The 18,141-nt window shown below is 70.5% G+C and carries 12 protein-coding genes; 8 read left to right on the forward strand and 4 right to left on the reverse strand.

Translation table 11 applies throughout. The annotated features are described in order from the left end of the window. Positions 1-14: 14 nt before the first annotated feature. The 6 genes from miaA to hflX all read left to right on the forward strand — a co-directional run bounded on the left by miaA (position 15) and on the right by hflX (position 8,455). Complete coding sequence (gene miaA, locus ABIE67_RS34265; protein WP_370265249.1) at positions 15-953, forward strand: tRNA (adenosine(37)-N6)-dimethylallyltransferase MiaA; 939 nt, start codon at positions 15-17, stop codon at positions 951-953. Positions 954-1,061: 108 nt separating this feature from the next. Then, entirely contained in the window at positions 1,062-1,574 is a 513-nt protein-coding gene (locus ABIE67_RS34270) for a hypothetical protein (protein WP_370269224.1), read from the forward strand. Positions 1,575-1,641: 67 nt separating this feature from the next. Beyond that, positions 1,642-2,535 (forward strand): diaminopimelate epimerase, encoded by an 894-nt coding sequence (gene dapF / locus ABIE67_RS34275; RefSeq protein WP_370265250.1) that lies wholly within the window; start codon positions 1,642-1,644, stop codon positions 2,533-2,535. 298 nt (positions 2,536-2,833) lie between these two features. Then, the gene (locus ABIE67_RS34280; protein WP_370265251.1) at positions 2,834-5,023 is read left to right on the forward strand and encodes a bifunctional (p)ppGpp synthetase/guanosine-3',5'-bis(diphosphate) 3'-pyrophosphohydrolase; all 2,190 of its coding nucleotides are present in this window, start codon (positions 2,834-2,836) and stop codon (positions 5,021-5,023) included. Positions 5,024-5,137: 114 nt separating this feature from the next. Further along, positions 5,138-6,766, forward strand: coding sequence for a M1 family metallopeptidase (locus ABIE67_RS34285; RefSeq protein WP_370265252.1), 1,629 nt, complete (start codon positions 5,138-5,140; stop codon positions 6,764-6,766). Between the two features lie 195 nt (positions 6,767-6,961). After that, positions 6,962-8,455, forward strand: a complete 1,494-nt coding sequence (hflX, locus tag ABIE67_RS34290) for a GTPase HflX (RefSeq protein WP_370265253.1) — start codon at positions 6,962-6,964, stop codon at positions 8,453-8,455. Between the two features lie 151 nt (positions 8,456-8,606). On the opposite strand, the gene ABIE67_RS34295 is transcribed toward hflX, so the two are convergent. The 4 genes from ABIE67_RS34295 to ABIE67_RS34310 all read right to left on the reverse strand — a co-directional run bounded on the left by ABIE67_RS34295 (position 8,607) and on the right by ABIE67_RS34310 (position 13,437). After that, positions 8,607-9,833: a serine protease gene (locus tag ABIE67_RS34295; RefSeq protein ID WP_370265254.1), complete on the reverse strand. Its 1,227-nt coding sequence runs from the start codon at positions 9,831-9,833 to the stop codon at positions 8,607-8,609. A 216-nt stretch (positions 9,834-10,049) separates the two neighbouring features. Then, on the reverse strand, positions 10,050-11,276 hold the full coding sequence (locus ABIE67_RS34300) for a serine protease (protein WP_370265255.1): 1,227 nt from the start codon (positions 11,274-11,276) through the stop codon (positions 10,050-10,052). 298 nt (positions 11,277-11,574) lie between these two features. Further along, entirely contained in the window at positions 11,575-12,378 is an 804-nt protein-coding gene (locus ABIE67_RS34305) for an alpha/beta fold hydrolase (RefSeq protein WP_370265256.1), read from the reverse strand. Between the two features lie 120 nt (positions 12,379-12,498). After that, the gene (locus tag ABIE67_RS34310) at positions 12,499-13,437 is read right to left on the reverse strand and encodes an amidohydrolase family protein (protein WP_370265257.1); all 939 of its coding nucleotides are present in this window, start codon (positions 13,435-13,437) and stop codon (positions 12,499-12,501) included. Positions 13,438-13,987: 550 nt separating this feature from the next. Between ABIE67_RS34310 and ABIE67_RS34315 the strand changes: the two genes are divergently transcribed. Both ABIE67_RS34315 and ABIE67_RS34320 read left to right on the forward strand, forming a co-directional pair. Beyond that, on the forward strand, positions 13,988-15,733 hold the full coding sequence (locus tag ABIE67_RS34315; RefSeq protein ID WP_370265258.1) for a diaminobutyrate--2-oxoglutarate transaminase family protein: 1,746 nt from the start codon (positions 13,988-13,990) through the stop codon (positions 15,731-15,733). A 365-nt stretch (positions 15,734-16,098) separates the two neighbouring features. Next, positions 16,099-18,102, forward strand: coding sequence for an IucA/IucC family siderophore biosynthesis protein (locus tag ABIE67_RS34320; protein WP_370269229.1), 2,004 nt, complete (start codon positions 16,099-16,101; stop codon positions 18,100-18,102). Positions 18,103-18,141 lie beyond the last annotated feature (39 nt).

The following is an 18,141-nucleotide window of genomic DNA, read 5'->3' on the forward strand; positions in this document are numbered from 1 at the left end:
GCGAGACTGGGGCGGTGAGTAGCGCACCCCTCGCCCCCCGTGTCATCGCCGTAGTCGGACCCACCGCGGCCGGAAAGTCCGATCTGGGCGTCTTCCTGGCCCGGCAGCTCGGCGGCGAGGTCGTCAACGCCGACTCCATGCAGCTCTACCGAGGGATGGACATCGGCACCGCCAAGCTGACGCCCGAGGAGCGCGCGGGAGTCCCGCACCACCTCCTGGACATCTGGGACGTGACGATCACGGCGTCCGTGGCCGAGTACCAGCGACTCGCGCGGGAGCGGATCGACGCGCTGCTCGCCGAAGGGCGCTGGCCGATCCTGGTCGGCGGCTCGGGACTGTACGTCCGTGGGGCCGTCGACAACCTGGAGTTCCCCGGCACCGACCCAGAGGTCAGGGCCCGGCTGGAGGAGGAGCTCGCGCTGCGCGGCTCCGGGGCGCTGCACGCCCGCCTGGCCGCCGCCGACCCCGAGGCCGCGCAGGCGATCCTGCCCAGCAACGGCCGCCGTATCGTCCGGGCTCTCGAGGTGATCGAGATCACCGGCAAGCCCTTCACCGCCAACCTGCCCGGCCATGACTCGATCTACGACACGGTCCAGATCGGCGTCGACGTGGCCCGTCCGGAGCTCGACGAGCGCATCGCGCGCCGGGTCGACCGGATGTGGGACGCCGGGCTCGTGGAAGAGGTCCGCGCGCTGGAGGCGCAGGGGTTGCGTGAGGGGCGTACGGCCTCGCGCGCGCTCGGCTACCAGCAGGTGCTCGCGGCGCTCGCGGGGGAGTGCACCCTCGAAGAGGCGCGGGCCGAGACCGTACGTGCCACCAAGCGCTTCGCGCGCCGCCAGGATTCATGGTTCAGGCGCGACCCGCGGGTGCACTGGCTAAGTGGGGCTGCGGCGGATCTCACAGAACTTCCGCATCTCGCACTGGCGTTGGTCGAACGACCGGTTACAGCCTGATCACGTGATGGCATCGGGACGCTCCGGCCGTCATCCCGGCCTTCGGTGCCATGCCATCATCGAGCTTCGATCGACCAAGTGGAGTCCGAGTTGGGAGGGCGCGTGGCGATGGAGGCCGGCCCTCGCGACACCGCACAAGGCACCGAGAACGTCACCGCTGACCGGGACGAACCGGAGCGGGACGGCGACCGCCTGAGCCCCGACGGGCCGGACGGGATCGACGAGACCGAGGGCGGCGTCACCGACGACGGCCCCGAGCCCGAGGAGATGTACGCGAGCGGCCCGGAAGTCGAGGTCGAGCTGCGTCCGCAGCGCCGACTGCGCATCTGGCAGCTCGCGCCCATCGTGTCCCTGGCCGCGGTCGGCTCCCTGATGTTCGCGTTCCCGCTGGCCTTCGATTTCGGCGACAGCGGGGCCGTGATCGCCATGCTGGGGCTGCTGATCTGCTCCTGCGCGGCAGGCTGGGGCATGATGGCCGCCCGCCGGGTGGGCTACACCTGGCCCGGACTGCCGCAGCGGGGCTCCGGGTGCAGACCGGACTGGCGGGTCGTGATGGCGTACGTCCTGCTCGTCGCCGCGATTGTCGTCCTGGCCGTGTGGCGAGTCGCTCGCCTGCGATGAGGACTCTCTTTACGGCGGTGAGGGCTCTCTTTACGGGTCTGTCGTAGGGGCACCGTACGATCGAGGAATGAGCACGCGGATCGCCTTCCTCAAGGGTCACGGCACCGAGAACGACTTCGTGATCGTCCCGGACCCCGAGAACGTCATCGACCTGCCCCCGGCCGCCGTCGCCGCGCTGTGCGACCGCCGCGCGGGCATCGGTGGTGACGGCCTGCTGCACGTCGTGCGGTCCGCGGCGCACCCCGAGGCCAAGGACATGGCGGCCGAGGCCGAGTGGTTCATGGACTACCGCAACGGCGACGGCTCGATCGCGGAGATGTGCGGCAACGGCGTGCGCGTCTTCGCGCGCTACCTCCAGCGCGCCGGATACGCCTCCGAGGGCGATCTCGCGGTCGCCACGCGCGGGGGCGTGAAGACCGTGCACATCGCCAAGACCGCCTCCCATGGCGGCGCCGACGCGGGTGACATCACGGTCGGCATGGGCAAGGCGCTGCTCCCCGAAGGGGACGTCACGGTCAGCGTCGGTGAGCGCAGCTGGCCCGCGCGGAACGTGAACATGGGCAACCCGCACGCGGTCGCCTTCGTGGACGACCTCGCGCACGCCGGCGACCTGTACTCCGCGCCGCCGTTCAGCCCGGCCTCGGCCTACCCGGACGGGGTCAACGTGGAGTTCGTGGTCGACCGAGGACCCCGGCACGTGGCGCTGCGCGTGCACGAGCGCGGTGCCGGCGAGACCCGGTCGTGCGGCACGGGCGCGTGCGCCGTCGCCGTGGCCACCGCGCGACGGGACGGGGCCGACCCGGCGGTCACCGGCACCCCCGCGACGTACACCGTCGATGTTCCGGGCGGCACCCTGGTGATCACCGAGCAGCCCGACGGCGAGATCGAGATGACCGGCCCCGCGGTGATCGTGGCCGAGGGTGAGATCGATGGGGCGTGGCTGGAAACGTTCGTTAGCTGAGCGATTCCGTGGTTCGGCATCCGAGCCCGGAGCGGGTCGTCGCCCGGGAGTGAGGCGGTCGCAGCCCTGAGTTCGTTCGAAATCGCGAACAGTGGCCTGCCGTGTGGCGCAAACACGTAAACCCATGAACCCTCGCTCGAATGGGTGATCCGTTTCACGCTCGGCGAGAGGCGGTCAGTCGCACGTGATGGGCTCGGTAGCATCAAGCACCGGCCCGGACGGGGGAGATGTCGCCATCCCCTGAGCCGTGTCCGCCATGGGGCACCCCGTTCGCCGGTCCACGCAGCCGGAGGTGCCCATGAGTGCGGAGGCCACGAATCCCGCGACGCCAGGCCCGGTAGCGGGCGCGATGACGCCTGCGGTGCCTCGCAGGAAGGCCCGCGCCCGCATCGACCTGCGCCGTCTCGGCCGGGCGGCGTTGCTCGGCCCCGCCTCGCGCGGTCGGCTGCCCGATGCGATCGGCCATGTCGTCGACGCCCACCGGGCCCACCATCCCGACGCCGACCTCGAACCGCTGCGCCGCGCCTATGTGCTGGCCGAGTCCTCGCACCGCGGCCAGATGCGCAAGAGCGGCGAGCCGTACATCACCCACCCGCTCGCGGTGACCCTGATCCTCGCCGAACTCGGCGCCGAGACCACGACCTTGACGGCCTCTCTGCTCCACGACACCGTCGAGGACACGGACGTGACGCTCGATCAGGTCGGCGAGCAGTTCGGCGCGGAGGTCCGCTTCCTCGTCGACGGCGTGACGAAGCTGGAGAAGGTCGACTACGGCGCCGCCGCCGAGCCCGAGACCTTCCGCAAGATGCTCGTCGCCACCGGCAACGACGTCCGCGTGATGTCGATCAAACTCGCCGACCGGCTGCACAACATGCGCACCCTCGGCGTGATGCGCCCCGAGAAACAGGCCCGCATCGCCAAGGTCACCCGTGACGTCCTCATCCCACTCGCCGAGCGACTCGGCGTCCAGGCGCTCAAGACGGAGCTGGAGGACCTCGTCTTCGCGATCCTGCACCCCGAGGAGTACGAGCACACCCGGGAGCTGATCGCCGAAAACGCCTCGCGCGCCGACGATCCGCTCGCGGAGATGGTCGACGAGATGCGCACGGTCCTGCGCGAGGCCGACATCCCGGCCGAAGTCCTCATCCGGCCGCGGCACTTCGTCTCCGTGCACCGCGTGTCCCGCAAGCGCGGCCGGCTGCGCGGCGCCGACTTCGGGCGGCTGCTGGTGCTGGTGAACGAGGACGCGGACTGTTACGGCGTCCTGGGCGAACTGCACACCTGTATGACGCCCGTCGTCTCGGAGTTCAAGGACTTCATCGCCGTCCCCAAGTTCAACCTGTACCAGTCGCTGCACACGGCCGTCGCCCGCGCGGACGGCCAGGTCGCCGAAGTCCTCATCCGCACCCACCAGATGCACAAGGTCGCCGAGGCCGGTGTCGTCGCGCTCGGCAATCCCTACGCTCCTCCTTCGGAGGAGCAGGTCGCCGCCGGCGACGGCGAGCGCGCCGACCCCACGCGCCCCGGCTGGCTCTCCCGCCTCCTCGACTGGCAGGAGGCCGCTCCCGACCCGGACACCTTCTGGTCCACCCTGCGCGAGGACCTCGCCCAGGACCGCGAGATCACCGTCTTCCGGCCCGACGGCGGCACCCTGGGCCTGCCCGAGGGCGCGACCTGTGTGGACGCCGCGTACGCGCAGTACGGCGAGGACGCGCACGCGTGCATCGGCGCCCGCGTCAACGGCCGCCTGGCGACCCTCAGCACGGTTCTGCGGGACGGCGACACCGTCCAGCTCCTCATGGGCCAGGACCCTGCCTCGGAGCCCTCCAGGGAGTGGCTGGAGCACGCTCACACGGCCGCCGCCCGGATCGCCATCCAACGGTGGCTGGCCGCGCACCCCGCGCACGGGGACTCGGAGGTCAAGGACGCCGAGGTGGCCTTCCGGGGGGCGGCGGAGGGGTCCCTGTATCAGGCGGCTGCCCCGGAGGGGCCGGCGCTGCGGTTGGGCGCGGAGGGTCCGGCCGGTCGGTCCGGCGGCGGCAACGTACTCGTCGACCGAGCCGGCGCGACCGTACGCCTCGCCGGCTGCTGCACCCCCGTACCGCCCGACGACGTCACCGGATTCGCCGTGCGCGGCGGCGTGGTGACGGTTCATCGCGTCGAGTGCTCCGCGGTGGCACGGATGAAAGGCACCGGGCGCGCCGAGGTCGGCGTGCGCTGGGGGGACACCACCGAGTGCCGGGTCACCCTGGTCGCCGAATCGTTCGTTCGCCCCCACTTGCTGGCAGACCTCACGGAGGCCATGGCCCAAGAGGGCGCGGAGATCGTCTCGGCGACGGTCGAACCCCCGTCCCAGCAGCGCGTACGCCACACGTACACGGTCGAACTCCCGGACGCGGCGATGCTGCCGGGGCTCATGCGGGCCATGCGGAACGTGGGGGGCGTGTACGACGTGAGCAGGGCGCAGCCGCAGACGCAGGGGGCGTGACGGCGCGCGGAGAATCGCCAGGCCACCGTGTGTGCACCCACCTGACCTACCCGTTCGGGTGTGCCGGTCGCGCGTCGTCGACGCCTCGCACGCGCGCGCTGATAGCCGTGGTGCATGCTGCTCACCCCCCGCACCGAGGCTCAGCGACCAGTCCCTGGCGCTCCTCGCACCCGCCCCGGATCCCGCCGACGGGCCCAGGTGTCCGCCCTGATCGCCCTCACCGCATCCTTCGGCCTCCTCGCCGCGAGCGCCCCCGCGGAACCCCTGGGCGTCGGCGACCGCCTCTTCCCGCATCTGGGGAACCCCGGCTACGACGTGGCCTCGTACGACCTCTCCTTCACCTATCCCGGCTCCAACAGCAAGCCGCTCCAGGCCGTCACCACGATCGACGCCTGGACGACCAGGGACCTGGACCGCGTCAACCTGGACTTCGCCCACGGCAAGGTCGAGTCCGTCGAGGTCGACGGGGCGCCCGCGACGTTCCGCAGCGCCGGTGAGGACCTCGTCGTCACGCCCGGGGAGCCGTTGCCCGACGGCAGCTGGACGCGGATCACCGTGCGGCACACCAGCGATCCCGTGTACGGCAAGAGCCGGGACGGCGGCTGGGTGCGGACCTCGGACGGCCTCGCCATGGCCAACCAGGCCGATGCCGCGCACGTCGTGTTCCCGTGCAACGACCACCCCTCCGACAAGGCGATGTTCACCATCCGGGTCACCGCGCCGAACGGCTACACCGCCGTCGCCAACGGCCTGCCGACCGACGTGGACCGCGCGGGCGACGCGACGACATGGACGTACCGCACCCGCCACCCCATGGCCACCGAGCTCGCCCAGGTGTCCATCGGCCGCTCCAAGGTCGTGCATCGCACCGGCCCGCACGGACTGCCCGTACGGGACGTCGTGCCCGCCAAGGACCGCGAGCTGCTCGAACCGTGGCTGAAGAAGACGCCGGGCCAGATCTCCTGGATGGAGAGCAAGATCGGGCGGTATCCCTTCGAGACGTACGGCCTGCTCATGGCCGAGGCCGCCACCGGCTTCGAACTCGAGACCCAGACGCTCTCCCTCTTCGAGAGAGACCTCTTCACACAGTCCGCCTTCCCGAAGTGGTACGTCGAGTCGATCATGGTGCACGAGCTGGCGCACCAATGGTTCGGGGACAGCGTGAGCCCGGGCACCTGGTCCGACCTGTGGCTCAGCGAGGGGCATGCCACCTGGTACGAGGCTCTGTACGCGGCGGAGAAGGCGGGCAGGCCGATGGAGGCGCGGATGAAGGCCGCGTACGCCGCCTCCGACCGCTGGCGGGCGGCCGGCGGGCCTCCCGCGGCACCCAAGGCGGCCGCGGCCGGCAAGAAGAACGGGATCTTCCGGCCGAACGTCTATGACGGCGCCGCCCTGGTCCTGTACGCCCTGCGTCAGGAGATCGGCGCCCCCGCCTTCGAGCGCCTGGAACGCACCTGGGTCCACCGGTACAAGGACCGTTCCCCCACGACCGCGGACTTCGTGGCGCTCGCGGAGGACATCTCCGGACGGCAGCTCGACGGGTTCATGCACGCCTGGCTGTACGGCGAGAAGACCCCGCCGATGCCCGGTCAGCCGGAGTGGAAGTCCGCGGACCCCCAGAAGCCGACCGGGGCGCAGGCCGCGGCGAAGAAGGCCACGGGGAAGAAGGCACCTGCGAAGAACGTCTCTGCGAAGAAGGCCTCTGCGGAGAAGGCAGGCGGGAGCAGGGCGACCGGCAAATAAGACGGTGACGAGACGTGCCGTGCCGTGCGACCATCTTCAGGTCGGCACGGTACGGCACGGGGCGCGGGAATCCCGCGAGGCCCTCGTGCGTTGGGAGTAGTGACGGACAGTTTCCGGGTGCTACGGACTCGCTCCGAAGAGCCGGAGTCACTGCCACCGTCGCCGCAAACGGATTCCCATCGACGTAAGGACCCAATGACCTCCTCTTCTTCCTTTTCCCAGGACACGCAGCGCTTCGCGCACACCTATCCCGAAGGTCTTCGGGCCGATGCCCTGATGGAAGAGGACGTCGCCTGGAGCCACGAGATCGACGGAGAGCGGGACGGCGACCAGTTCGACCGCTCCGAGCGCGCGGCTCTGCGCCGCGTGGCGGGCCTCTCCACCGAGCTCGAGGATGTCACCGAGGTCGAGTACCGCCAGCTGCGCCTGGAGCGGGTCGTGCTCGTCGGCGTCTGGACCTCGGGGACCGCGCAGGACGCGGACAACTCCCTCGCGGAGCTCGCCGCCCTAGCGGAGACCGCGGGCGCGCTGGTGCTCGACGGTGTGATCCAGCGCCGCGACAAGCCCGACGCGGCCACCTACATCGGCTCCGGCAAGGCCGGTGAGCTGCGGGACATCGTGCTGGAGACCGGCGCCGACACCGTCATCTGCGATGGTGAGCTCAGCCCGGGCCAGCTCATCCACCTCGAAGACGTCGTCAAGGTCAAGGTCATCGACCGTACGGCCCTGATCCTCGACATCTTCGCCCAGCACGCCAAGTCCCGAGAGGGCAAGGCGCAGGTCGCGCTCGCGCAGATGCAGTACATGCTGCCGAGGCTGCGAGGCTGGGGTCAGTCGCTGTCCCGGCAGATGGGCGGCGGCAAGGGCGGCGGCCTCGCCACCCGTGGTCCCGGTGAGACCAAGATCGAGACGGACCGGCGGCGGATCCGCGAGAAGATGGCGAAGATGCGCCGTGAGATCGCGGAGATGAAGACCGGCCGCGAGATCCAGCGCCAGGTGCGCCGCCGCAACAAGGTGCCCTCGGTCGCCATCGCGGGCTACACCAACGCCGGCAAGTCGTCCCTGCTCAACCGCCTCACGGGCGCGGGCGTGCTGGTCGAGAACGCCCTGTTCGCGACCCTCGACCCGACCGTGCGCCGGGCCGAGACCCCGGGCGGACGGCTGTACACGCTGGCCGACACGGTCGGCTTCGTACGACACCTGCCGCACCACCTGGTCGAGGCGTTCCGCTCCACGATGGAGGAGGTCGGCGCGTCCGACCTGATCCTGCACGTGGTGGACGGTTCGCACCCCGACCCGGAGGAGCAGCTGGCCGCCGTGCGCGAGGTGATCAGGGACGTCGGCGCCACCGACGTACCGGAGATCGTCGTGATCAACAAGGCGGACGCGGCCGATCCGCTGACGCTGCAGCGGCTGATGCGGATCGAGAAGCGCTCCATCGCGGTCTCGGCACGCACCGGCCAGGGCATCGACGAGCTACTCGCCCTGATCGACAACGAGCTGCCCCGCCCGTCCGTCGAGATCGAGGCGCTCGTGCCGTACACGCACGGCAAGCTGGTGGCCCGCGCCCACACCGAGGGCGAGGTGATCTCCGAGGAGCACACCCCGGAGGGCACGCTGCTCAAGGTGCGGGTGCACGAGGAACTGGCGGCGGATCTCGCGCCGTACGTTCCGGCGCCGACCGCCTGAGCCGTGTCGTAACGCGGCCGCCTGACCGTCAGGGAACGGCGGCCTGAGTTGCCGTGGAAACGCCGAAGGCCCGCCCTCTCTCGCAGGGGGCGGGCCTTTCGTGCAGCTCCGCGCGTGCAGCTCCGTGCGCGTGCGGCTCAGGCCTTGGCTGTCACCGACCGCCGTATGTCTTGCTCATGTGCTGGTACACCGCTTCGGCGCCCGCTCCCAGCTGCGGGCCCGCGAGCCAGGTGTTGTCCTCGGGGCCGATCGAGGTGTTCGACACCAGCTTGGTCGTGCCGCCCACCACCCGGAACCAGCCGCCGCCCGACGAACCGCCTGTCATGGTGCAGCCGATGCGGTACATCGTCGGCAGGGTCGGGCTCAGCGAGAACCGGCCCGGCTGGTCGAGGCACTTGAACATCTGCAGGCCGCTGTACGGCGGTGCCGCCGGGTAGCCCCAGGCGCCCATCGTGCCGGCCTCGGTCGCGGACGGGGCGGAGAAGTCCACGTCCAGGGCGGCGCCGACCGTCTCCTCGAGCGACTTGGAGCCCTGCTCCGGCTTCACATGCAGCACGGAGTAGTCGTACGCGGCACCCGCGCCACCGGTCTCCGAGCCGCCCTGGATCCACTCGTTCGACGTCGAGACCCAGTCCGCCCACCAGTTGCCGTACGGGGCGATCTCCGAGGAGTTCGCGTTGCCCAGCTGCGCCGCGGACTTGCCGAGGTCGTTGTAGGCCGGCACGAAGACGATGTTGCGGTACCAGCCGCCGTTGCCACCGGCGTGCACGCAGTGGCCGGCCGTCCAGACGAGGTTGGACTTGCCGGGGTGGTTGACATCCTTGATGACCGTGCCGGAGCAGACCGCCGGGCCGTCGGGGGAGTCGAAGAAGACCTTCCCGACGGGGGCGGCGTTCTCGTGGTACGGCGTCTTCTCAGCCGTGGCCTGCACAGGCGCCGGCTCCGGGTCGCTCACGCCCTGGTCGGCCGAGGCGTCCTGCGTGGTGACCGTCTTGTTGGCCTCCTTGGCGGACTGCATCCGGTCGGGCTTCCACAGGCCCTCGATCACCGGGTTGACGAAGTCCTTGGCCTCACTGAGCCACTTGTCCTTGTCCCAGTCCTGCCAGCCGCCGCTGGTCCACTTGTCGACATCGATGCCGTGCTCCTTGAGCTTGTCGGCGATGTCGGTCGGGATCTGGATCTTGCCGTTGCCGTTGCCGTCGCCATTACCGAGGTCGGCGGCCTGGGACGCGGCCGCGGCGGCCTTGTCGCTCGCCGAGTCCTCCACCGAGCCGCCACAGGCGGTCGCGGTGAGCGCCAAGGCGGCGACGAGGCAGGTGGCAGCGAGGACGGAGCGCCGCTTGCGGCGTGGAACTGTGGGCGTAGGTGTGGAACGCATGGTGCGGTGACCCCCGTTGGAGCGTGCTGTGCCGTCGTGGCTGATGGCAGGTGGCGGTTCTGAGATGCCAGATGCTGGTCACGAAGGGGCGCGCAGCACTCTTGTGCCGCCCCTCGGACGCGACACCCCACTATGCCCGTGGAGTTGAGGGCGAACGGCGGTGAGGCGGTGAAGGTTTCCCTCCACGACCCACCGCCGCCGGTGCCTACGGTGCCGTCACTGACCGGCGAACTTCTCGCTCACCCCGTCGAAGACGACCTTGGCGTCCGTGCCGAGCCGCGGACCGGCCAGCCAACCCGACTCCACCGGCCCGATGGAGGTGTTGGACACGAGCGCGGGCTTGCCGTCCGAGCCCGACGCGATCCAGCCGCCGCCGGACGAACCGCCGGTCATGGTGCAGCCGATGCGGTACATCGTCGGGTCCGACGTCTTGAGCGACAGCCGACCCGGCTTGTCCTGGCACTGGTACAGCTTCTGGCCGTCGAACGGTGCGGCGGCCGGGTAGCCGATCGCCTTGATGCTGTCCACTTCGGGGACGGCGGGGGCGTTGAAGTCCACCGGGAGGGCCGAACCGACCATCTCCTCCAGGGACTTGCCGTTGCTGCCCTCCTCCGGCTTCACATGCAGCACGGCGAAGTCGTACGAGGCGCCGTCCCCGCCCGTCGCACCGCCCTGAGCGATCCACTGGTCCGAGGTCTGCGCCCAGTCGGCCCACCAGACGCCGTACGGAGCGACCTCCTCCCGCGTGGCGTTCTTGATCTCCGCGGTCGACATCCCCGCGTCGTTGTACGACGGCACGAACGCGATGTTGCGGTACCAGCCGCCGCTCTTGCCGGCGTGCACGCAGTGGCCGGCCGTCCATACCATGTTGGACTTGCCGGGGTGGGCCGGATCCTGCACGACCGTCGCCGAGCAGACCATCGTGCCTTCGGGGGAGTCGAAGAACACCTTGCCCGCCTCAGGCGCGTTGGCGTGGTACGCGGGCGGCACGGCCTGTGCGTCCACGGGCTCCGGCGTCGGGTCGGTCACACCCTGGTCACCGGAGAGGTCGCTGTCGTCGACACCCCGGTCAGGATCCTCGGCGTCCCGCATGCGGTCCGGGTCCCACAGGCCCTCGATGATCGGGTTGATGTAGTCCTGTGCCTCGCGCAGCCAGTCGTCCCTGTCCCACTGCTTCCAGGCGCCGTCCTTCCACTTGTCGATGTCGATCCCGTGCTCTTTGAGCCTGTCCTTGATGTCGTCCGGGATCGTGATCTTGCCTTCGCCTTCGCCCCCGGCCGCCGCGGACGCGGTGGCCTCGCCGCCCGCTTCGGCGTCACCCGACTCGCAGGCCGTGGCGGTGAAAGCCAGCGCCGCGGCGAGCGCGACCACGGACAGCGGGGAGGTTGTGCGGCGCGTGTTCCTCCCTCGACGAGCGGTGAACGACGGCCGTATCGAGCGCATGATCTGACTCCCCCTGAAGTGACGGTACTTGGTGCCGCGGCCGTGAACTTCCGCAGATCACTCGCTGGTCCGGCGTGATGTCACGGCGCGTTGGGACGGCACCACACACTATGCGCTCGCTGTGGGGGACTTCCGACGGATCGGCAACGGTTTCGCTACGAGCTGTCTGACCTGGCAATTCATCCAGGGAGGTGCCGATTTGGCGCCCTCATGCGCCAGCCCCCGTCGAGGGATGTCGGCCCCCCTTGCCGTCCCCGGGGGCGTGCGCCCGCCCACCCACTCCGCGGGCACCGCGCCCTCACGGCTCAGCATCTGTGTCGCCAGCGCCCGCAGCACCCGCCGCGAAGAGCGCCGGACTACGCAGGAACTCCATGTGGATACCGGGGAACTCCGCCCACGGCACACCGATTCGGCGGGCGATCTCGACGGAGGGCCGCGCGTAGTACGCACCCCGGTCGGCCGCGCCGGCGGCAAGCACGATCGGGAAGGGCGCGGCCTTCAGCACCTCGCTGTCCGGACGGAAGCCCGCGAAGGCCGACCACTCCGTGCCGAACAGATGGTCCTGGTTCCCCAGGAACCGTTTCCAGAGGTCGTCGGGCCAGCGGTACGTCCTCTCGCCGCGCGTCGTCTCGGCGAAACGGCGCCCCGCTGCCGGGGCACCGCCCTCGGCGTACAGCGCGGCCATGTCGGCGAAGAAGCCGCGGTCGGGGTCGTCGTCCGGCAAGACGTTCACGGCGGGCGGTTCGTGCGTGACGGGCCCGGTCAGCACCTCGGGGTGCAGCGCGGCCAGCGTGAGGCCGATGATCGCGCCCCCACTGTTGCCGAACACGAGAGCACGTCCGCCCGCCACCGACTCGATCAGCCGTCGAGCGTCGACCGCCTGCTGGGCGAGCGTCATCGGTCCGGTGGAGCGGCCGGTGCTGCGGGAGTTGCCTCGCCGGTCGTACGTGACCACGGTGAAGGCATCGGCCAGTTCCTCTGCGACACCCGAGTAGTACCCGGCGTCCCCTCCGGCCCCGCTGATCATCAGCAAGGCGGGCCCGCTACCGCGCACTTCGTAGTACAGCCGGGCTCCGTCGGCCTCGAAAACGTCGCTGCGCATGGCTGGGCTCCGTTCCATGGGGGAGTGTCGTTTCGTGTTCATGGAGGCCGCCGGCTCTTCGAACGCCCTGGACCTCACGCGGCATGGCAGCCACGCCGGAACCGTGTGACCACCCTGGTGTCAGGGCCGGGCTAGTCGAGGGATGAGGAGTTCGGCGTTGCCACGATTGACGGCGTGGAGCTGCTCGGGTTCCCAGTGGGGATAGTCATCCAGTCCCGTGTCGAAGCCGGTGGCCCACTCCTCGGGAAGCATGGGGAAGTCGCTGCCGTACAGGACGTGTCCGGGTGCGGCGAAGGCGAGCAGTGAGGGGAGGGCGGCTGGGCCGGCGGAGATGGCGGTGTCGAAGTAGAAGCGCCGAAGCTCGCTCAGCAGGCCTTCGGGTGTGGAGTCGGGATGGAGCCTGGCGGCGACTGCGAAGCGGTGGGCGGCATACGGCAGGAAGCCGCCGGCGTGGGGCAGGATCATCTTGATCCGCGGGTAGCGCCCCGGCACACCGTTCAGAGCCAGGTGGAGAGCCGTTCGGGCGGTGTCGTACGGGAAGTCCACGAGGGGACTGGGCAGGCCGGGGATCGGCGTGACCGGCGGCGCGGTGGGGTGGACGAGGACGACAGCTCCGCGGGAGTCCAGCTCGGCCCAGAGCGGATCGAACGCCGGGTCGCCGAGATAGGTGCCGTGGACGTTGGACAGAACCATCAGCCCGTCGGCGTTCAGTTCGTCCAGTGCATGGGCGGCCTCCTCGAGCGCGGCTTCCACGTCGGGCAGGGGGAGAACGGCGAAGTGACCGATGCGATCGGGCCGGTCCTTGACGACTTCGGCGGTGTATTCGTTCACACTCCGGGCGCCGTCCCGTGCTGCGGCGGGGGCGTCCCGGGCGGCGACCGGGGCGGGAAACGACAGGAGACCGGTGGCAATCGACCTGCGGTCCTTCATCGCGATCGCGCTCTGAACGTCCCACGCCGGAGCGGGCCAGCCCAGGACCGTGGCTCGGTCGGCCATCGCACGGCTGCGGTCCGGTGGGACGAGGTGCTGGTGTACATCGATACGCGCCGGATCCGTCATATCTGTCCGAGCCCCCTCGGGTATAGGTACGGGGTGCAGGCCGCGAGGCTGCGACGGGACAGTCCTTGCACGAGAGGTACCCCTACTGGGAAAGGCGGCGGTGGGTGGGCGGTTGGTCTGGCCCCGGACAGCGGGTGTGGCCGACCGTGGAATCACCCGAGCGGGCGAGCCCGGATTCGCCGCGGCGGCCTTTCGGCGCCGGGCGGTGTCGGCGGCTAGCCGCCCGTACCACCGCGATTCTCCTGGCGCGGTGTGCACCGACTCCGGCGCCGAGGTCCCCGTCCGGAGCGCCTCGATCCGCGTGACGGCCCCTTATGAGGGCGTGCAGGGAGCGGTCGGCGGCGGTTCCGTCGCGGCAAGGATCTTGAAGCAACCCGTAACCCGGTGAACGGTCCGGGGTTGGTAGCGGTGGGGGGCCTGCTGTCTGTGTGCGGTCCTCTGTGCCCAGTTCCCCGGAGTTTCGAGTGGACGCTCGCGGGGCTTCGTATGTCGGGTCGGGCGAGGATGCGGGAGACCTGCTCGCCCCTGGACAGCGGGAGGACAGGGAGCCATGGCAGTGACCGAATCTGTGCGCGGGGATACGTCCGAGACGGCGGCGGCGCGCGCCGTGCACGAGGGGATCCTGCGGCGGCAATCGGCGCGCGAGTCGGCGGCGCGCACCTACGCGCGTGCTCTGCCGATCGTGCCGGTGCGAGCGCGCGGGATGACGATCGAGGGAGCCGACGGCCGCCGCTACCTGGACTGCCTCTCCGGCGCCGGGACGTTGGCGCTCGGGCACAACCATCCCGTGGTCCTGGAGGCCATCCGCAAGGTCCTGGACTCGGGCGCACCGCTGCACGTCCTCGACCTGGCGACCCCCGTGAAGGACGCCTTCATCACCGAGCTGTTCCGCATCCTGCCGCCCGGCCTCGCCGACCACGCGCGCGTGCAGTTCTGCGGACCGGCCGGTACCGACGCGGTGGAGGCTGCCTTCAAGCTCGTCCGGGCCGCGACGGGACGGTCCGGAATCCTCGCCTTCAGCGGCGCCTACCACGGGATGACCGCCGGAGCGCTCGAAGCGTCCGGGGGCGCTTTCGATGTACGGGTCGCGCGCCTGCCCTACCCACAGGACTACCGGTGCCCCTTCGGCGTCGGTGGCGAACGCGGTGCCGAACTCGCCGCCCGCTGGACCGAGTCCGTCCTCGAAGACCCCAAGTCGGGAGTGCCGCACCCCGCCGGGATGATCCTCGAACCCGTCCAAGGCGAGGGCGGCGTGATCCCCGCGCCGGACGGCTGGCTGCGGCGCATGCGGCAGATCACGGCCGACCGTTCCATCCCGCTGATCGCCGACGAGGTCCAGACAGGAGTCGGGCGCACTGGTGCCTTCTGGGCCGTGGAGCACAGCGGTGTCACCCCCGACGTCATGGTCCTCTCCAAGGCCATCGGCGGCAGCCTGCCCCTGGCTGTCATCGTCTACCGCGACGAACTCGACACCTGGCAACCCGGCGCCCACGCCGGAACGTTCCGCGGCAACCAGCTCGCCATGGCCGCCGGTACAGCGACCCTCGCGTACGTCCGCGAGAACCGGCTCGCCGAGCGGGCGGCCGAACTGGGCTCGCGGATGCTTCGCCAACTCCAACGACTCGCAGACGAGTTCGCCTGCATCGGGGATGTACGGGGCCGGGGGCTGATGATCGGCGTCGAGGTGGTGGAGCCACAGGCCGCCTCCGCGCGTGACGAGGGGCGGTCGGCCGCCCTGGCGGCGCGTGACGGGGCGGGGAGTGAGCCGGGTGTACTGGCTGCTCTGGAAGGACGCGGGGGCGCTCCTAGCCACGCCGAACCGGGCGCTTCGGTTGGGGTCGGTTGGCCTGGAGTCGGTGGGGCAGGCGGTCGGGTGGGCCTCGACCCCGCCCGCATGGAGGGCGACTTCGCAGAGGGCGTTGGCCCCGCCGGCGGAGGAGCAAGGGCGTCGGCCGGGCAGGAAGCGGATCGTCACCCACGTCCAGCCGCCCCCGAACTCGCAGCCGCCATCCAGCGCGAGTGCCTTCGACGCGGCCTGATCGTCGAACTCGGCGGCCGTCACTCCAGCGTCGTACGGCTGCTTCCGCCCCTGACCATCAGCGACGAGCAGGCAGACGCGGTGCTGGACCGACTCGCCGACGCGGTGGACGTGGTGTCCCGTGGACATGCCGGTCACACCGATCACATTGGTCACACCGGTCACGACCGGGTGCACCAGCGGCGCTCGGGCCACCGAGGGCAGGCTGACATGGCTGACGTTGCTGACATGGCCGGGCGGGCCGACCGGGCCGGGTAGCGCGGTAGCCGGTAGGGGCGCACCCCTACCTGCCCCCTCCTGTGCCTTCGCGTGGGATGTCCGTCGATCGACCCACTCCCGAGCGCTCCCTCACTTCCCATCGAAATCTCACCGCCAACCGACACCCCCCTCCGAGCGCACCTTTGGAATGCGGGCCCCTCAAGGCCACGCCCACCCACACCGCAGCACGGCGGCTCCGTCGCCGCACAGCCGGAACCACTTCAAGAGGAACCGCCTTGACCACCACGCCCGCAACCGACGGCCGCACCGACGCCCGCCCGCGGAGCTCCTCCGCCCCGCAGCTCTCCCAGCAGGAGCCGCCCGCTCCGGTGCAGGGAATGGCCGCTGCGCAGGTGCCGGTGCTCATGCCGACGCAGGGGCGCGCCCCGGATGCCGCGTGGCTGCCCGATGCCACCTCCGACTTGCTGGAGCATCCCGACCCTCACATCGCAGCCCAGGCCGCCGCTGTGGAGAACCTGCTCCGCTGCTGGGTACGCGAGACCAACATCCCGGAACCCGACGACCGGGTCCTCCGTATCCCCTTGACCGCCACCGGTACGGCCCTGCTGGTTCCGGTCCACCACTGGTCCCCGACGGGGTGGCACCGCTTCGGTCTCCCGCACTTCGCAGATGCCCCGGCCCAGTCTCCGCCGACCGACGCGGTCACCCTCGCCGCACTCCTCATCCGGGAGACATGTGGGGGAGGCAACCCTGTTCCCTCCGTCCGTGACTCCGCCGCCTCCAGCCGCGTCCCTGGAGCGTCCGTCTCGGCAACTGACGCCGTATCCCCGACCTCCGCCGTACCTCCGACCCCTGCCGCATCCGAGTCCTCCGCCTCTCCAACGCCCACCAACCTGGTCGCCACTGCGATCTCCGCCGCCTCCACCGACCTCGTCGCCCGCGTCGCCGACTCGGTCCGGCGCACCGTCACGTTCATCAGCGAGCGCCGTGAAAACCCCGACGACTGCCCCGACCGCTTCCTCGCGGCCGAGCAAGCACTCTTGCTCGGGCACCCGCTGCACCCGACACCGAAGAGTCGCGAGGGTCTCTCCGACGCTGAAGCACTGCGGTACTCACCCGAGTTGCGCGGCTCCTTTCCTTTGCACTGGCTGGCTGTCGCTCCCTCCTTGCTCGCCACTGACTCGGCTTGGACCGAACGCGGCCGTGTTGTCCCCGCGGCCCAGCTCACGGCCCGACTCGCCGGCCCTGAGCTTCCGTTGCCCGACGGATACGCGGCTCTGCCCCTGCACCCTTGGCAGCAGCGAGAGGTCCTGAACCGGCCCGACACCGCGGCCCTTGTCGAGGCCGGACTACTCAGAGACCTCGGCGCTCACGGCACCCTGTGGCATCCCACCTCCTCCGTACGAACCGTCCACGCATCCGGTGCCACCGCCATGCTCAAGCTGTCGCTGGGCCTGCGGATCACCAACTCCCGCCGAGAGAACCTCCGCAAGGAACTGCACCGAGGTGTCGAAGTCCACCGACTCCTGCGCAGCGGTCTCTCGACGCAGTGGCAGGCCGCGCACCCGGGGTTCGACATCGTTCGCGACCCGGCGTGGCTCGCCGTCGACGGGCCGGACGGCGTACCTGTGCCCGGCTTCGACGTGGTCATCCGGCACAACCCGTTCAAGCCTTCCGACAACGTTTCCTGCGTTGCCGGACTCGTTTCGCCCCTCCCTCACACACAACCTGGCACCCACACACAACCCGGCGATGCTACTGATCGACGCCGGTCGGGGAGGGCACTCCTCAGGTCCCGTCTGGCCGACGTGGTCACGCGTCTCGCCGCCAGAACGGGCCGCCCTCACGGGGCCGTCGCCGCCGAGTGGTTCCTGCGCTACCTCGAACAGGTCGTCCGCCCAGTGCTGTGGCTGGACGCCGAGGCAGGGATCGCTCTGGAAGCCCACCAGCAGAACACGCTGCTCCTGCTGGATGGCGACGGCTGGCCCGCCGGCGGCCGGTACCGCGACAACCAGGGCTACTACTTCCGTGAGTCCCGCCGCGCGGAACTCGACGCCCGGCTTCCCGACATCGGCGAGTGCAGTGACACCTTCGTCTCGGACGAGGTCACCGACGAGCGCTTCGCGTACTACCTCGCGATCAACAACGTGCTTGGTCTGATCGGTGCGTTCGGTTCCCAACGCCTCGCCGACGAGCAGCTGCTGCTCGCCGCCTTCCGCCGCTTCCTCGCCGACGTGGGCTCCGGTCCCGCCCGGCTGAGCACGTCACTACCTGCGTACCTGCTCGACTCACCCGTCCTGCGGTGCAAGGCGAATCTGCTGACCCGGCTGCACGGCCTCGACGAACTCGTCGGTCCGGTCGACACCCAGTCCGTCTACGTCACCATCGTCAACCCCCTGCACAGCTGATCGTCACTGTCGCCCTCGTCGCACGAACGTCAACCCCCT

It is taken from the genome of Streptomyces sp. V4I8 (genome assembly GCF_041261225.1).
GTDB lineage: Bacteria > Actinomycetota > Actinomycetes > Streptomycetales > Streptomycetaceae > Streptomyces.

What these genes read in the sequence shown, in the direction of transcription:
- ABIE67_RS34270 (WP_370269224.1), top strand. Translation starts at nt 1,062, where the DNA reads ATGGAGGCCGGCCCTCGCGACACCGCACAAGGCACCGAGAACGTCACC.
- dapF (WP_370265250.1), top strand. Translation starts at nt 1,642, where the DNA reads ATGAGCACGCGGATCGCCTTCCTCAAGGGTCACGGCACCGAGAACGAC.
- ABIE67_RS34280 (WP_370265251.1), top strand. Translation starts at nt 2,834, where the DNA reads ATGAGTGCGGAGGCCACGAATCCCGCGACGCCAGGCCCGGTAGCGGGC.
- ABIE67_RS34285 (WP_370265252.1), top strand. Translation starts at nt 5,138, where the DNA reads ATGCTGCTCACCCCCCGCACCGAGGCTCAGCGACCAGTCCCTGGCGCT.
- hflX (WP_370265253.1), top strand. Translation starts at nt 6,962, where the DNA reads ATGACCTCCTCTTCTTCCTTTTCCCAGGACACGCAGCGCTTCGCGCAC.
- ABIE67_RS34295 (WP_370265254.1), bottom strand. Translation starts at nt 9,833, where the DNA reads ATGCGTTCCACACCTACGCCCACAGTTCCACGCCGCAAGCGGCGCTCC.
- ABIE67_RS34300 (WP_370265255.1), bottom strand. Translation starts at nt 11,276, where the DNA reads ATGCGCTCGATACGGCCGTCGTTCACCGCTCGTCGAGGGAGGAACACG.
- ABIE67_RS34305 (WP_370265256.1), bottom strand. Translation starts at nt 12,378, where the DNA reads ATGCGCAGCGACGTTTTCGAGGCCGACGGAGCCCGGCTGTACTACGAA.
- ABIE67_RS34310 (WP_370265257.1), bottom strand. Translation starts at nt 13,437, where the DNA reads ATGACGGATCCGGCGCGTATCGATGTACACCAGCACCTCGTCCCACCG.
- ABIE67_RS34315 (WP_370265258.1), top strand. Translation starts at nt 13,988, where the DNA reads ATGGCAGTGACCGAATCTGTGCGCGGGGATACGTCCGAGACGGCGGCG.
- ABIE67_RS34320 (WP_370269229.1), top strand. Translation starts at nt 16,099, where the DNA reads ATGCCGACGCAGGGGCGCGCCCCGGATGCCGCGTGGCTGCCCGATGCC.